Raw genomic sequence first — 14,832 nt, 5'->3', positions numbered from 1 at the left:
TACCGGAAAGGATTTCTGATGCGAAGAACCGCTGCGCTCGCTCTGCTCATCGCGGCCACCGTCGTCGGTATCTCGTCCCCGGCGTCGGCTGTCCCCAGCACCGGCGTCGCCTACCAGCTCAAAGTCACCAAGTCCGGCATGTGCCTGGACGTGCCGGGCGCCTCGACGGCCAATGCCGCGCTGTTGCAGCAGTGGGGCTGCACCGCGGGCTCGACCTGGCAGCAGTTCACTCTGGTCGCGTCCGGCAGCAACTATCTGATCAAGAACGTGAACAGTGGTAAGTGTGTGGACGTGCCGGGCTTCTCCACGGTGTCCGGGGTGCAGGTGCAGCAGTACACCTGTGTGGGCAGTCAGACCAATCAGCAGTGGAAGCTGACCGCGAGTGGTTCCGGCACCTACCAGGTGATCAATATCAACAGTGGGCTGTGTCTGTCGGACAAGGACGCGTCCACCGCGTCCGGGGCGGCGATCATCCAGGAGACCTGCACCGCGAACACCAACAAGCAGTGGGCCTTTGCCGGCGCCTCGACCGCCGGAGCCACCGTCGCCAAGGACGGCAGCGGCCAGTACACCACCGTGCAGGCGGCGATCGACGCGGTCCCGGCGAACAACACCACCCGCCGGACCATCACCATCGCACCCGGCACCTACCGCGAGATCGTCACCATCCCGTCCAACAAACCGTATGTCACCCTGCAGGGCCTCGGTTCCGCCGCGAGCCAGACGATCATCGTCAACAACCACAGCTCAGCCGGCGGGTACGGCACCTCGGGCAGCGCCACCGTGTTCGTCAACGGCGCCGACTTCGCCGCCACCAACCTGACGCTGTCCAACGACTACGGCGAAGGCAGCCAGGCGGTCGCGGCCAACCTCAACGGCGACCGGTCGGTCTTCGACAACGTCCGGTTCCTCGGCGCCCAGGACACCCTGCTGGTCAACAACTACCGGGCCTACGTCAAGAACTCCTACGTCGAGGGCACCGTCGACTTCATCTTCGGCGGCGGCACGGCGGTCTTCACCGCCACCGCGATCTACGAGAAGCGCAGCACCGGCGGCCCGATCACCGCGGCCAAGACCGACGCCGCCAACCCGTACGGCTTCCTGTTCTACAAGTGCACGATCACCGGCGCCACGAACAACACCACCCAGCTCGGCCGGCCCTGGGGCGCCGACGCCCAGGTGCTCTACCGCGAGTCGAGCCTGAGCGCGACCATCGCGACCGCCCAGCCGTGGACCGACATGTCGTCGAACTCGTGGAAGAACGCCCGCTTCCTGGAGTACAAGAACACCGGCTCGGGCGCGACCACCAACAGCAACCGCCCGCAGCTCGCCGACGCGCAGGCCGCCAACTACACCCCGCAGAAGTACCTGGCGGGATCCGACAACTGGAACCCGGTGGGCTGATCATGCGCAGACTCCTCGCACCACTGCTGATCCTGGCCGCGCTGCTCGTCGCGCCGGCCGCGGCGTCGGCCGCCCCGGCCACCGGCGTCGCGTACCAAATCAAGGTCTCCAAATCGGGGTTGTGCCTGGACGTGCCGGGCGCCTCGACGGCCAATGCCGCGCTGTTGCAGCAGTGGGGCTGCACCGCGGGCTCGACGTGGCAGCAGTTCACTCTGGTCGCGTCCGGCAGCAACTATCTGATCAAGAACGTGAACAGTGGTAAGTGTGTGGACGTGCCGGGCTTCTCGACGGTGTCCGGGGCGCAGGTGCAGCAGTACACCTGTGTGGGCAGTCAGACCAATCAGCAGTGGAAGCTGACCGCGAGCGGTTCCGGCACCTACCAGGTGATCAACGTGAACAGCGGGTTGTGCCTGTCGGACAAGGACGCGTCCACGTCGTCGGGCGCGGCGATCATCCAGGAGACCTGCACCGCGAACACCAACAAGCAGTGGGCCTTCGTCGCGGCCGGCGGCCGGACCTGGCCGGCGACCGCCGACGGCTTCGCGAGCACCGGCGGCGGCACCACCGGGGGAGCGGGCGGCACCACGGTCACCGTCACCACCCAGGCCGACCTGGCCCGTTACGCGGCCGCGTCCGGCGCATACGTGATCCGGGTGGCCGCCGCGATCACCATCAGCCCCAAGGGCACCGAGATCCCGATCAGCTCGAACAAGACCGTCGTCGGCGTCGGGACCTCCGGGCAGATCGTCGGCGGCGGGTTCTTCCTCGGCACCGGCGTCACCAACGTCATCATCCGGAACCTGACCATTCGTGACACCCAGATGACCGACGACGACCCCGACGACAAGGTCTACGACTACGACGGCATCCAGATGGACACCGCCGACCACATCTGGATCGACCACAACACCATCGCGCGGATGAACGACGGCCTGATCGACTCGCGCAAGGACACCACGTACCTGACCGTGTCGTGGAACGTGCTCGCCGAGAACAACAAGGCCTTCGGCATCGGCTGGACCGACAACGTCACCGCCCGGATGACCATCCACCACAACTGGATCCACGACACCAACCAGCGCAACCCGAGCACCGACAACGTCGCCTACGCCCACCTCTACAACAACTACCTGCAGAAGGTCGCGTCGTACGGCAACTACGCGCGCGGCGCCACCAAGATGGTGCTGGAGAACAGCTACTTCGACACGGTGAAGGACCCGTACTACCCGGACGCGACCGCGCAGCTCAAGCAGAGCGGCAGCATCCTGGTCTCCTGCACCGGCAACCAGACCACCAGCGGGTCCGCGTTCACCCCGAGCAGCTTCTACTCCTACACCCTGGACGCGGCAGCCGACGTCCCGGCGCTGCTGCGCCAGTACGCCGGCCCGCAAGCGACGATCGGCGTCTGAGCCTCACCCACTAGCGACGGGCTCCTCGCTGCCGGCGGGGGGCCCGTCGGGTCGCGCCGCTCGGCACCGAGGGGTCGCCAGCAGCCCCGCCGGGCCCATGCATGATCCTTTTCAGTGTCACGGAAAGCCGTAAACATTATTTACATCTATCGATGTCAGTGATTGTATGCAGGGCAGGCGGATCGAGTGGTGCGAGGTGCTCATGCGTGTCCTGGCTATACCTTCCCGGCATTCGGCGGCGGCGCTCAGTGCGGCCCTGGCCGCCGCGTTCGTCCTCGTCACCGGTCCGGCGACCGCCACAGCGGCAGCCCCGGCGGCGGAGGCGGTGACGGACGGCGCCGCGCGTTTCGAGGTCCTGACCCCGACACTGATCCGGATGCAGTACGCCGGCGACGGCGCGTTCACCGACGCCACCACGTTCAACGTGGTCAACCGGTCGTTCCCGGCACCGGCCTACACCACCTCGGTGACCGCCGACGGGTACCGGGAGATCCGGACCAGCGCCCTCACCCTGCGGTACCGGCGGAACAGCGGCCCGTTCACCGCCGCCAACCTCAGCGTGGCGATCACCACGACCGGCGCCACCGCGCGCCCGGTCTATCCGTCCTACTGTGCCGCGTCGACGGCGTGCGAGGCCGAGAACGCGCTGGTCACCGGCGGCGTGACCCCCGGCTACGACCACCAGGGCCACACCGGCACCGGGTTCGCCACCGGATACGAGGCAACCGGCAGCGGCGTGCAGTACGACGTCGACGTGCCCACGGCCGGCACCTGGCGGCTCGCGCTGCGTTACGCCAACGCCGTCGGCAGCGACAACCAGAGCGTGACGCGCACGCTCACCGCGCACGTCAACGGCGCCACCGGCCCCCGGTTCAGCCTGCCGCCGACCGGGTCGTGGGACACCTGGTCGACGGGTGCGGTGAGCGTGGCGCTGCGGGCCGGGCTCAACACGATCACCGTGGCGCAGGACGCCGCCGACTCGGGCCGGGTCAATCTCGACAGCCTCGCCGTCACGCCGGGCTCCAGCACGGACTACCCGGCACCCGCCACCGACCTGCGCACCACCGGCTACGGCGCCGGCCCGGCCAGCCAGCTGGGCGGCTGGTACCGCTCGCTGGACAACCTGCCGAACGGGCTGCCGGGCCCCGACGCGCTGCATCCCGGCATCCTGAACCGGGGTGGCTGGTACCTGCTCGACGACACCCGCACCGCGCTGCTGAGCGCGAACCACACGGTCAGCGCCCGGCCCGGCCACGGCGCCCAGCCCTACCAGGACGGCTACTTCTTCGGGTACGGGCCGGACTACAAGCGGGCCCTCGCCGACCTCAACGCGCTGACCGGTGGCGCGGCGCTGCTGCCGCAGACCGCGTACGGTGTCTGGTTCTCCCGATTCTGGGGGTATCGCACCGCGGACTATCAGAACACGCTGCTGCCCGCGTTCCGCCGGAACTTCACGCCGCTCGACTGGCTGGTGGTCGACACCGACTGGAAGAAGCCCGTCGCGTGGGACGGCTGGAACTGGAACACCGACCTGTTCCCCGATCCGCAGGCGTTTCTGACCTGGACGAAGCAGATGAACCTCGACACCAGCTTCAACGTCCACCCCGAGATCGACGCCACCGACCCGCGATTCCCGGCCGCGAACGCGGCAGCCGGTGGCCTGCCGGTGCAGAGCGACGGGCACACCCACTACTTCGACTGGTCCAACCCGGCGCACCTGGGCGCGTACCAGGCGCTGCACACGCCGTTCGAACAGCAGGGCGTGCGCAACTGGTGGCTGGACTACTGCGGTGGTTGCGGTTCGTCGATCGCCTCCGATCCGCACGTGGCCCCGGACAACCTGATCAACCAGGCGTACGCCGACCACGACACCGGGCGCGGGTTGCGTGGTTTCGCGTTCAGCCGGATCGGCGGGACCGAGCACGGCAGCCTGGACGCCAGCAACTTCGCGCTGGGCCCGTGGTCGGAGCGACGCAACACGCTGGCGTTCACCGGCGACACCTATTCGACCTGGGACACCCTGGCGTACGAGGTGCGCTTCACCGCGGGCGAGGCCGCCGCGGGACTGTCCAACGTGACCCACGACCTGGGTGGCTTCCACGGCGGCCACCTCGCCGACGACATGTACGCGCGGTGGATGCAGTTCGGCGCCTTCCAGCCGGTCGAGCGGATGCACTCCGACCACGGCGACCGGCTGCCGTGGGACTACCCGGGAGCGGCGCAGGCCAGCGCGCAGAAGTTCCTGCGGCTGCGGGAGGCGCTGGTGCCCTACACGTACACGTCGGCGCGGCAGGCGAACCAGAGCGGCCTGCCGATCGTGCGGCCGATGTACCTGGAGTACCCGGCGCAGGAGGCGGCCTACACCGCGGGTGGTGAGTACCTGTACGGCGACAACCTGCTCGTCGCGCCGATCACCACGCCGAACGACGCGAACGGCAACGGCTCGGTGCCGGTGTGGGTGCCGCCGGGCTCCTGGACCGACTACTTCACCGGCACCACCCACACCGGGCCGGCGACCGTCACGCTCACCGCCCCGCTGTCGCGGATGCCGGTGCTCGTCAGGGCCGGTGGCCTGGTGCCCACCCGCACCGACTACGTGCACAGCCAGAAGGACAGCGTCGCCGCCCGGCTCACCGTCACCGTCGCGGCCGGCGCCGACGGGTCGTTCTCCCTGTACGCCGACGCGGGGGAGGGCAACGGCTATCAGAGCGGTGCGTCCACCAGTACGCCGCTGTCCTGGGCCGACGGTGCACGCTCGTTCACCGTCGGCGCCACGACCGGCGGCTTCCCCGGTGCGCCCACCGCCCGGGCGTACACCCTGCGGGTCACCAACAGCGGCGCCCCGGCCGCCGTCCTGGTCGACGGGGTGCAGGTGCCGGAGACGGCGTGGGCGTACAACCGCAACAGCCGTACCGTCACCGTCACCACCGCGAGCCTCGCGGTGAACGCGGCGCACACCGTCACGCTCACCGGCGCGGCCGCGGACAACCCGGCGACCGGTGAGGTGCTCGGGGTCGGCGGGCTGTGCCTGGACGTCCGCGGGGGAGTGGCCGCCGACGGCCAGCCGGTCCAGGTCTACACCTGCAACCACAGCGCGGCCCAGCAGGTGGGCCATCCGGGCGACGACACCGTACGGGTGCTGAGCCGGTGCCTGAACGCCGCCGGCACCGCCAACAAGGCCGCGGTCACCGTCGCGGCGTGCACCGGCGCGGCCGGCCAGTCCTGGACCCGCCGGGCCGACGGCAGCCTGCTGAACCCGGCGTCCGGGCGCTGCCTGGACGTGCCCGACTCCAACCGGACCCCGGGCGCCGTCCAGCTGCAGCTATACGACTGCGTCGGCACCGACGGGCAGGTCTGGCAGCTGCCGCCCGGCCCGATCACCGGACCGGGTGGACTCTGCACCGACATCGCCGACGCCGACCCGTCCTCGGCCGCCGCGGTCCAGCTCTTCGGCTGCAACGGCACCGACGCCCAACGCTGGTCGGCGCCGGGTGACGCCAGCATCCGGGTCTTCGGCAAGTGCCTGGACGTCAGCAACGCCGGAACCGCCAACGGCACCCCCGTCCAGCTGTTCGACTGCAACGGCAGCGGCGCGCAGAAGTGGGTCAGCCGAGCCGACGGAACCCTCTACAACGCGCAGTCCGGACGATGCCTGGACGACCCCGGCAACCGGCAGCAGCCCGGCGACACCCTGCAGATCTACGACTGCAACGCCGGCACCGCCCAGCGGTTCCGGCTGGGCTGACGCCTTCGATGCGCGTTTCTGCCCGAAGCAGCCGTCGCGGGGCTGTGGCGTCACGCCACCCACCACCAGCCGTCGCCCACCTCTCGTTGCGGATGCCCATTGTCGCCCTCGGCGGTGGTGACGGTCGTCTGTGCGGTGGGCGGCTCGGCGAAATACGCGAGTCCTGTTCCCGACTCGGCTCGCCAGTTCTGCCAGAGCTGCACGAACAACACGGTCGGACCGGCGTACGCGAATCCGGACGGGCACAGGGAGCGGATGTCGGCCGGCAGGGTCAGTGCGCCGTCCAAGCGGCCGGCCCGGTAGCCCTCGACCAGTTCGGTGAGCGCGGCCCGATGCAGCCGATACCGATAGTCGACGGGGTAGACCTGTGAATCCTGCCGCGAGACGACGACGAAGGCGGCAGCGGCCAGGCACAAGCTCACCACGGCGACCCCCCACGAACCGCGCGCGCAGGCGATCAGGATCGCCGCGATCGAGACGAGTACCGCGAACAACGCCGCCAGCAACGAGATCCACCAGCCGACGAACGAACCGACGAGAAGAGGCGTCCCGGCGAGCCACCAGGCGGGAATCAGCAGCAACCAACCGGCACAACTCAGGCTGGCCTGCAGCACGCCGCGCCCGCTCCACGCCGCCGGCGCGGACGGCTCGACCGGCTGATCTACCGGATCCCACGGGAAGTCCATGGCGAGGATCTTGCACTCGCGGTCGTGACCCGCGGAAGGCCGGACACGAAACCTCCACACGTTCTCCTTGCCGTGGTCCGAAGGTGGCGATCGGGTCGACCTCGTCCGGGAGATGCAGTTCGCCACGAACTTCATGGGTCACTTCGCGTTGACCGCCGGGCTGCACCGGGCGTTGGCCGCGGCCGGTGGCGCCCGGGTCGTCTCGGTCGCCTCCAGCGGTCACCTGTTCTCCCCGGTCATCTTCGACGACCTGCACTTCCGGTTCCGCCCGTACGACGCGTTCCTCGCCTACGGGCAGTCCAAGAGCGCCGAGGTGCTGCTCGCCGTCGAGGCGACCCGGCGCTGGTCCGGCGACGGCATCCACGCCAACGCGCTGAACCCCGGCGCCATCGCGACCGGCCTGCAGAAGCACACCGGTGGGCTGCGATCGCCCAAGGAACTGCACAAGACCCCGGAACAGGGCGCCGCGACCTCCGCACTGCTGGCCGGCTCGCCCCTGCTCGACGGGGTCGGCGGGCGCTACTTCGAGGACAGCACGCAAGCCCCGGTGGTCGACGAGATGCCGCCGAACTATCGGGGCGTCGCGCGCTACGCCCTCGATCCGGCCAACGCTCAGCGGCTGTGGGAGGTCGCCCTCGGACTCCTCGGCTGATCCGGGACTCGAACGCGGGCCGGCGGCGAACGCCTGCCCGCACGCCTCAGATGCGGCGCCTATCGCCGGGGCGGCGGAAACCCGACGGGCTGTAGTAGCGCGTGACGGTGCCGTCCGCGGCCGTCTCCCCGCTGTAGTGCTCGAGGAAGGCCCACAGCAGAGGCGGCTCCTCCGCGGTGGTGTTGTGGGAACGGTAGAGGTTCCTGGTCAGTTTGAGGATCGGGACGCGGGCGCTCGTGTCGTACCAGGTCCAGGTCTGGAAGCGGTCGTGGAACCCGCTGCGCCGGCCGGCGACGGTGTCCACGTCGGCCAGGGTCAGCCCGTCGACGCCGAGGTGGTACCGCGCCCAGCTGTCCGTCTGGTTCGGGGTGTCGTCCCACAGGGTGCCGACGAAGCCTTGGATGTCGCCGTACCCGTAGATCAGGTAGTTGGGGATCTTCTGCCGGCGGGCCGGATAGGTGACCCCGTCGAGGGTGACCGTGCCCGCCGCGTTCGGTGCGGCCGGGAAGGAACTGGACGCGACCGCGGCGAAATACTCGGGGAACGCGATGGCGAGGTTCTGCGTGACACCGCTGCCGGCGGAGTGGCCGGTGGAGTAGAAGCGGGTCGGGTCGACGTCGTAGCGGGCGGTGATGGTGTCGCGTAGCCGGCGGAAGAAGGTCAGCGAATCGCGGTGGCTGACCACCACGGAGGTACGGCTGTACTGCTCGCAGACCACGACGAGGACGACGCCTTCGCGGTCGGCCACCTTCCACCACTGGGTGGCGTCGACGAAGACCTTGTCGGTCTGGCTGTCGCCGGGCCAGACGAACAGGACGGGTGCCTTGCGGCGGGCGGATCGGGGCCGGTAGACGAGGTACTCACGGACGTATCCGGCTACCTGCATGGTGTGGACCTCGATGCCGAGGCGGCGGAAGTCGGCCCGTTCGTAGAGCTGGTTGCCGTACGCGAAGGAGTTCTCGTAACGCGTGTAGCCGGTGAGGAACGCGACGATCTGGCCGGTGGTGGCGCGGTGCGGCTGGACGGCGACCGTGGAGACGGCTCCGGCGTGGGAGGTCATCCACCGGTTCGAGCCCGGGCGTTGCCGGTGGACGGTGCCGAGCACGCGGTCGTGACGCCCGGCGGCGACGGTGTCGTTGGCGCGTTTCCAGTACGCCAGGCTGGCGGCGACCCGGCGGGCGTCCGGGGTGATGTACCAGGTCGGCAGGACCGTCTCGGCGTAGCGGACGAGCCGGAATCCGGCGGGGAACTCGACCGGGGTGTAGGCCGTCTGCCCGTCGTACTCGCGCGACGCGTACGAGGCGAGGTAGGTGTCGCTCAGGCCGGGGGAGTCCACGTACGCCTGCGCGATGACCTTCAGCGGGTTCGCGACCGCCCACGCCTCCAGTGCGGGGGCGCCGGTGCCGTACCCGACCAGGTAGCTCTCACCGAAGATCGAGAAGTAGTTGTTGGCCTGGTAGAAGCCGAGCGCTGCCGCTACATAGGCGGCTTCCGGCTCGGCGCCGGTCCAGCCCGAGGGGCCCGGTTCCAGGACGAACAGGGCTTCCTGCCGCTGGTCGGCCACGGCACGCCAGCCCGAGGAGCGGAGGAACTCGGCGGTGTCGACGCCGTCGGGCACCGCGATGACCGTGAAGTAGGAGCGGATCGGTGTCTCGGCCGAGATGTACACCTTCGCGGTCCGCTCCGTGCCGCCGACATCGAACGAGGTGGTCCAGTAGCCGGTCATCTCCCGCGGCAGCTTGTTGGCGCGGGAGTAGTCGTAGGCCGGATACGGGCGGCCGTCGAGCGGCTTCGCCTCGCCGAGCCCGGGTCCGGGTCCGGCGGCGGTGGCGGGGGCGGCGAGCGGGGTGAGCGCGGTGGTCGCGGCGAGCGCGGCGGTGCCCTGGAGCAAGCGGCGTCGATCGACAGGGGTCATGGCGCGACCGTAGCGACGATCCGCTGTGCGGTACATCGAGACCGCCTGATGGCGCTTTATGCGTGAACTCAACGCTTGCCTTTTGCGAATCGACGTCTTTACATGGATGGTGGCTCCAAATCTGGAACCAATGGTCCGCCTGGCGGACCGAAGGAGGCTGATCGTGGTCGCTTCGCGGGGCCGGGGAAACGCTGCGCTGGCAGCGCGTTCGGCGTGGATCGGCAGCGCCCTGGAGTACTACGACTTCTTTCTGTACGGGACGGCCGCGGCGCTGGTGTTCGGGCGGGTCTTCTTCCCGGAAGGCGACGCGGCCGTCGGCACGCTGGTGGCGCTGGCGACCTTCGGGGTCGGCTACGCCGCGAGCCGGTGCGCTGCCGGACGGGCTACCCCGGCCCTCGCTTTCGCGCGGCTTCAGCCGCCGATCAGCCGGTTCACGTCCGGTGCGGTGCTCAGGTAGCCGTATTGCTGGGCGAGTTCGGCGGTGCGTTGCAGCAGGGCTGCGTTCACGTCGGTGTCCCACTCCGGCAGCACGACGCGGGCGGCCACCTCGGGCGTGAGTTTGATGTAGCTGGTCAGGATCTGGCGTACCTCGTCCGGATGGCTCTGGGCATAGGTCAGGGATTCGTTCATCGCCGCGCGGAAGCGGTCGACGACGTCGGGGTCGGATGCCCGGAACGATTCGCTGGTGAAGTAGGAGGCGACCGGGAAATGCGGGGCGACGAGGGGGTACGGGCGCAGTACCACCTTGACGTCGCCGGCTGCCTTGACGGCGCTGGCGAACGGCTCCACCGCCCAGGCCGCGTCCACCCGGCCCTGGGTGAGGGCGGCGGCCATCTCGGGGAAGGCGATCTCGACGTACTTGACGCCGGTGATGTCGACCCCGCTGGCCTGTAGGGCCGCGTTGATGGAGAGCGAGCCCACGTTGTTGAGGTTGTTGACCGCGATGCTCTTGCCGGCGAGGTCCTTGGCCGTGCGGATCGGGCTGTCCTTGCGGGTGAAGATCGCCGCGTAGTCGCCGTCGGCGGCCTGGTTGCCGGCCGCGACGATGCGTAGTGGCAGGTTCTTGGAAGCGGCGATGAGCAGCGAGGTGTTGTTGGAGAAGCCGATCTTCTGGTCGCCGGAGACCACGGCGGCGACGATGAGCGAGCCGGCCTGGATCTGCTTCGGTGTCACGTCGAGCCGCCGTGCGGAGAAGAAGCCCTTCTGGATCCCGAGGTAGAGCGGGGCCACGTCGATGACCGGCACCACGCCGACGTTCAGCCGGGTGGTTCCACCCCGGCCGCTGTCGTCGGCGTCGGAACACGCCATCGCGCTGATGACGAGTACGGCGCAGGCCAGAGCGGCCAGGGCGCGACGGACGGGGACCATGTCCCACCCCCTTGTTCGCACAGCGAACGTGCGTTCTCGTTCAATGCACGAGCCTAATGGGAAATAGTCATCCGTCAATTGATGTCAGATGATCGTCGTTGCCAGGGTCTCCGGGGCGAACAATTCCTCCGGCTGCGGGCGGCGGATGATCAAACCCTGTTCGTACGCGTAGTCCAGGAACGTCCGCAGCACGTGACGGTTGCGCTCCAGGCCGTAGGTCCAGTAGTCGTCGCCGAGCAGCGCCCGGGTGCGGGCCACCTCGTCGTGCAGCCACGGCAGCATGTACCGCGGCGCCGCGGACTCGTCGATGCCCTCGGCACACAGGGCTCGGGCCCGTTCGAACGCGTCGTACAGCGACCGGGCCAGCCAGCGGTGACGTTCGTACACCTTGCGGCGCAGCACCACCACGTGCATGATCGGGAAGATCCCGGTCCGCCGGTAGTAGTCCTCCTCGACCGGGCGCGCGGGCTCGAACAGCCGCCGGCCGTAGCTCGCCGGAGTCCGCGGCGAGTACAGCGCGTCGATCTCGCCCGCGGCCAGGGCCTGGGTGAGCGTGCGCCCCGCGTCCAGCGGCTCGACGCGGATCCCGGGCGGAAGATCAAAGGCTACTTTTCGGTACGCCCTGGCGTGTGCAGTCCGCCGGTGACGTAGGTGACCGACTCGACGGGCACGTCGTACTCGTCGGCGAGCAGGCCCCGGATCCACACGTTGGCGGTCAGCTGATACTCGGCGAGCCCGACCCGCCGTCCGGCGAGCTCGGCCGGCTCGCTGATGCCGGAACCCGGCGGCAGGTAGATGCCGCTGTGCCGGAACATCCGGGACGGGAAGACCGGCAGCGCGATGAACGGCGCGTCGCGGGTCAGACCGATCACGTAGCTGGACAGTGACATCTCGGCGGCGTCGAACTCACGGAACCGGGCCATCCGGAAGAACGTCTCCTCGACCTGCTGGGGCAGATAGGTCAGGTCCACCCCGGCCGGTGTCACCCGGCCGTCGCGCAGCGCCTCGGTGCGGTCGTACCGTTCGCAGGCCAGCGTGATGGATATGCTCACCCGCCATGCATATCAAGGAACGTCGATTGATCGCTGGCGCGTGCCGGGTGCTCGCCGCCCGCGGGCTCACGCCGGGCTTTCTCGGCCACGTGAGCCTGCGCGTGGACGACGAGCGGTTACTGGTGCGCTGCCGCGGCCCCCGGGAACGCGGCCTGGCCTTCACCACCGAACAGGACGTACGGCTGGTCACCCTCGACGGGGACCCGGGAACCGGCGGCGAGCTGGACGGCTGGAGCGTCCCGCACGAGCTGCCGCTGCACACCGAGGTGCTGCGTACCCGCCCGGACGTGACCGCGGTCGTGCACGCCCACCCGGAGGACGTGGTCGCCGCCGACCTGGCCGGCCTCGCGATCCGGCCGATCGTCGGGGCGCTCGACATCCCGGGCGCGCACCTGGCCGCCGGCGGAGTGCCGGTCTACCCGCGCAGCGTCCTGATCCGCACCCGCGCGCTGGCCGCGCAGATGACCGCCGCGATGGGTGACCGCCCGGTCGTGCTGTTGCGCGGTCACGGCCTGACCAGCGCGGCCGCCGACGTGCCCGGAGCGGTGCTGCAGGCGCTGTCGGTCGACCGGCTGGCCAGGATCATGCTGGCCGTGTCGTCCGCCGGCGGCGTACCGCGCGACCTGCCACCGGAAGACCTGGCCGAACTACCGGACCTCGGCGCCGGCCTGACCAGCGAGATCGCCTGGCGGCACGAACTCGCCCGGCTCTCGCATCGGCGCCATCACGGTGCCCGGCGCCGATGACTTCGCCACCACGCGAGGCCACGACCACGGCACCATGCCGGTCGACGGCGAGACCCGCACGGTCTCATCGATCGCGCTCACCGGCCGGCGGTGAGACGGCTGTCCTGACCGGGTCGGCGCCCGGCACCGTCCAGTTCGCCAGCAGCTGCAGCCGCTCCCCGGTCGGGCTGCCGGGTGGCGCCGTGTAGGTGACGAGCATCTGGTCCGGCTCGCCGGGCAGCGTGAGCGTCTCGAAGGCGAGGTCCAGATCACCGACGAGCGAGTGGTGCAGCAGCTTCGCGCCGGATGTCTTGTCCTTGACCTGCTGGGCCGCCCACAGCCGGGCGAACTCCGGGCTGGTGACGCAGAGCTCGCCGACCAGGGCGGTCAGTTGCGGGTCGCCGGGGTGGCGCCCGCTGTCCAGACGCAGGAACGCGACCGTCTCGGCGGCGACGGTGTTCCACTGCCGATAGAACGTACGGGCCCGCGGGTCCAGGAACGTACGCCAGACGACGTTGCGCTGCCCGGCCGGCCAGGTACTGAAGCCGTTGACCGCGTCGCCGAGCGGATTCCAGGCGAGCACGTCCAGGCGCCGGCCGAGAACGAAGGCCGGCACCGTCTGCATCATGTCGAGCAGCACCCGCACGCCGGGACGGATCCGCTGGCGAGGCGCCCCGGCCGGGCGTGACCGGGCGCCGGCGGAACGGGCCAGGTTGATCAGGTGTTCGCGTTCGGTGCCGTCGAGGCGCAGCACCCGGGCCACGGCGTCCAGAACCGACTCCGACACGTGATGGCTACGACCCTGCTCCAGCCGGACGTAGTAGTCGGGGCTCACCCCGGCCAGCTGGGCCAGTTCCTCGCGGCGCAGGCCGGGCACCCGGCGGCGGCCCAGCACCGGCAGCCCGAACTCCTCCGGCCGGACGCCAGCGCGCCGCGCACGCAGGAACGCGCCGATGTCCGTCTCGCGGCCTGGTGCAGGGGACGCTGTCATGGCCACAGTCTGCCCTGTGTCCCGAACCGGATCCTGGTTCTGTCAGACCTAGGTAACGCGCAGCACTGCCACCGGATCCCGGACCGGCAGACGCTGTGGCCATGAACAACTACGAACTGCACGACCGGACCGCCGTGATCACCGGAGCCGCCAGCGGCATGGGCGAGGCGACCGCACTCCTGCTCGCCGCCGGTGGGGCCCGGGTCGCCCTGCTCGCCCGTCGCCGGGACCGCCTGGACGAGGTGGCCGCCAAGATCACCGCTGGTGGCGGGACCGCGCTGGCCGTACCCGTCGATGTCACCGACGCGGTCTCGGTGGCGGCCGCGGCCGCCACCGTGGAGGCCGCCTACGGCCGGGCGGACCTGGTGGTCAACGCCGCCGGGGTGATGCTGCCGAACCCGATCGGCGACGGCCGCGAGGACGAGTGGATCCGCATGATCGACACCAACCTGACCGGCGCGTTGCGAGTCATCCGCGCCTTCCTGCCCGGGCTGCGCGCCGCCGCGGCCGCCGGCGGCACCGCCGACCTGGTCAACATCTCCTCCATCGGCGCGCACGCCCTCTTCCCGCAGTACGCCGTCTACTCCGCCACCAAAGCGGCGCTCACCCACCTCTCCGCCTCGCTGCGCACGGAGCTGGGCGCAGAGGCGGTCCGGGTCACCAACATCGAGCCCGGCCTGACCGACACCGAGCTGGGCGGACACGTCGACAACACCGAGCTCTCCGCCCAGCTGGGCGCGATGTTCCAGGCGATGCCCGCGCTGAGCGCGGGCGACATCGCCGACCTCATCGGGTACGTCGTCTCCCGGCCGCGCCACGTCAACCTGCGCCAGGTGATCACTCTGCCGACAGCGCAGGCGTGACCGGTGGCCCCGATGGCCGCGA

General features: G+C 70.1%; 13 protein-coding genes. 7 read left to right on the top strand and 6 right to left on the bottom strand.

Annotated elements, in window-relative coordinates; all coding sequences use genetic code 11:
* Window positions 1–18: 18 nt before the first annotated feature.
* From ADL15_RS26730 to ADL15_RS26720, 3 genes are all read left to right on the top strand, one after another.
* Window positions 19–1,404 (top strand): pectinesterase family protein, encoded by a 1,386-nt coding sequence (locus ADL15_RS26730; RefSeq protein WP_083971769.1) that lies wholly within the window; start codon window positions 19–21, stop codon window positions 1,402–1,404.
* A gap of 2 nt (window positions 1,405–1,406) precedes the next feature.
* Window positions 1,407–2,813 (top strand): RICIN domain-containing protein, encoded by a 1,407-nt coding sequence (locus tag ADL15_RS26725; protein ID WP_067696912.1) that lies wholly within the window; start codon window positions 1,407–1,409, stop codon window positions 2,811–2,813.
* Between the two features lie 202 nt (window positions 2,814–3,015).
* Window positions 3,016–6,558 (top strand): ricin-type beta-trefoil lectin domain protein, encoded by a 3,543-nt coding sequence (locus ADL15_RS26720; RefSeq protein WP_083971780.1) that lies wholly within the window; start codon window positions 3,016–3,018, stop codon window positions 6,556–6,558.
* Window positions 6,559–6,608: 50 nt separating this feature from the next.
* On the opposite strand, the gene ADL15_RS26715 is transcribed toward ADL15_RS26720, so the two are convergent.
* The gene (locus ADL15_RS26715; protein ID WP_067696910.1) at window positions 6,609–7,244 is read right to left on the bottom strand and encodes a hypothetical protein; all 636 of its coding nucleotides are present in this window, start codon (window positions 7,242–7,244) and stop codon (window positions 6,609–6,611) included.
* A gap of 112 nt (window positions 7,245–7,356) precedes the next feature.
* Between ADL15_RS26715 and ADL15_RS26710 the strand changes: the two genes are divergently transcribed.
* Entirely contained in the window at window positions 7,357–7,896 is a 540-nt protein-coding gene (locus ADL15_RS26710; RefSeq protein ID WP_198171024.1) for an SDR family NAD(P)-dependent oxidoreductase, read from the top strand.
* A gap of 46 nt (window positions 7,897–7,942) precedes the next feature.
* Here the strand turns inward: ADL15_RS26710 and ADL15_RS26705 are convergent, their stop codons facing one another.
* Window positions 7,943–9,811, bottom strand: coding sequence for a PHB depolymerase family esterase (locus tag ADL15_RS26705; protein WP_157441616.1), 1,869 nt, complete (start codon window positions 9,809–9,811; stop codon window positions 7,943–7,945).
* A gap of 163 nt (window positions 9,812–9,974) precedes the next feature.
* Here ADL15_RS26705 and ADL15_RS26700 point away from each other — a divergent pair, with 163 nt between their 5' ends.
* Window positions 9,975–10,268: a hypothetical protein gene (locus ADL15_RS26700; protein WP_198171023.1), complete on the top strand. Its 294-nt coding sequence runs from the start codon at window positions 9,975–9,977 to the stop codon at window positions 10,266–10,268.
* Here ADL15_RS26700 and ADL15_RS26695 read toward each other — a convergent pair.
* From ADL15_RS26695 to ADL15_RS54440, 3 genes are all read right to left on the bottom strand, one after another.
* The gene (locus ADL15_RS26695; protein ID WP_067696904.1) at window positions 10,223–11,179 is read right to left on the bottom strand and encodes an ABC transporter substrate-binding protein; all 957 of its coding nucleotides are present in this window, start codon (window positions 11,177–11,179) and stop codon (window positions 10,223–10,225) included. The genes ADL15_RS26700 and ADL15_RS26695 overlap by 46 nt on opposite strands.
* An 84-nt stretch (window positions 11,180–11,263) precedes the next feature.
* Entirely contained in the window at window positions 11,264–11,593 is a 330-nt protein-coding gene (locus ADL15_RS54445; protein WP_198171022.1) for a hypothetical protein, read from the bottom strand.
* A gap of 191 nt (window positions 11,594–11,784) precedes the next feature.
* Window positions 11,785–12,231 carry a substrate-binding domain-containing protein gene (locus ADL15_RS54440; protein WP_198171021.1) on the bottom strand — a complete coding sequence of 149 codons (447 nt, stop codon included), beginning with the start codon at window positions 12,229–12,231 and terminating at the stop codon, window positions 11,785–11,787.
* A gap of 5 nt (window positions 12,232–12,236) precedes the next feature.
* Between ADL15_RS54440 and ADL15_RS26685 the strand changes: the two genes are divergently transcribed.
* On the top strand, window positions 12,237–12,977 hold the full coding sequence (locus ADL15_RS26685) for a class II aldolase/adducin family protein (protein ID WP_067696902.1): 741 nt from the start codon (window positions 12,237–12,239) through the stop codon (window positions 12,975–12,977).
* A gap of 64 nt (window positions 12,978–13,041) precedes the next feature.
* On the opposite strand, the gene ADL15_RS26680 is transcribed toward ADL15_RS26685, so the two are convergent.
* On the bottom strand, window positions 13,042–13,947 hold the full coding sequence (locus tag ADL15_RS26680) for a helix-turn-helix transcriptional regulator (protein ID WP_083971765.1): 906 nt from the start codon (window positions 13,945–13,947) through the stop codon (window positions 13,042–13,044).
* Between the two features lie 101 nt (window positions 13,948–14,048).
* Between ADL15_RS26680 and ADL15_RS26675 the strand changes: the two genes are divergently transcribed.
* On the top strand, window positions 14,049–14,810 hold the full coding sequence (locus ADL15_RS26675; protein ID WP_067696900.1) for an SDR family oxidoreductase: 762 nt from the start codon (window positions 14,049–14,051) through the stop codon (window positions 14,808–14,810).
* The last annotated feature ends 22 nt before the right edge of the window (window positions 14,811–14,832 follow it).

Source organism: Actinoplanes awajinensis subsp. mycoplanecinus, assembly GCF_001509495.1.
GTDB classification, from domain to species: domain Bacteria; phylum Actinomycetota; class Actinomycetes; order Mycobacteriales; family Micromonosporaceae; genus Actinoplanes; species Actinoplanes palleronii.
Note: the sequence above shows the minus strand (reverse complement) of the source record. Positions and strands in the feature narration are given on the sequence as shown.

Bases quoted from the DNA above. Each gene is read 5' to 3' on its own strand.
- ADL15_RS26685 (WP_067696902.1), top strand. From the start codon at position 12,237: ATGCATATCAAGGAACGTCGATTGATCGCTGGCGCGTGCCGGGTGCTC.
- ADL15_RS26730 (WP_083971769.1), top strand. From the start codon at position 19: ATGCGAAGAACCGCTGCGCTCGCTCTGCTCATCGCGGCCACCGTCGTC.
- ADL15_RS26680 (WP_083971765.1), bottom strand. From the start codon at position 13,947: ATGACAGCGTCCCCTGCACCAGGCCGCGAGACGGACATCGGCGCGTTC.
- ADL15_RS26725 (WP_067696912.1), top strand. From the start codon at position 1,407: ATGCGCAGACTCCTCGCACCACTGCTGATCCTGGCCGCGCTGCTCGTC.
- ADL15_RS54445 (WP_198171022.1), bottom strand. From the start codon at position 11,593: ATGCACGTGGTGGTGCTGCGCCGCAAGGTGTACGAACGTCACCGCTGG.
- ADL15_RS26720 (WP_083971780.1), top strand. From the start codon at position 3,016: ATGCGTGTCCTGGCTATACCTTCCCGGCATTCGGCGGCGGCGCTCAGT.
- ADL15_RS26715 (WP_067696910.1), bottom strand. From the start codon at position 7,244: ATGGACTTCCCGTGGGATCCGGTAGATCAGCCGGTCGAGCCGTCCGCG.
- ADL15_RS26705 (WP_157441616.1), bottom strand. From the start codon at position 9,811: ATGACCCCTGTCGATCGACGCCGCTTGCTCCAGGGCACCGCCGCGCTC.
- ADL15_RS26710 (WP_198171024.1), top strand. From the start codon at position 7,357: ATGCAGTTCGCCACGAACTTCATGGGTCACTTCGCGTTGACCGCCGGG.
- ADL15_RS26695 (WP_067696904.1), bottom strand. From the start codon at position 11,179: ATGGTCCCCGTCCGTCGCGCCCTGGCCGCTCTGGCCTGCGCCGTACTC.
- ADL15_RS26675 (WP_067696900.1), top strand. From the start codon at position 14,049: ATGAACAACTACGAACTGCACGACCGGACCGCCGTGATCACCGGAGCC.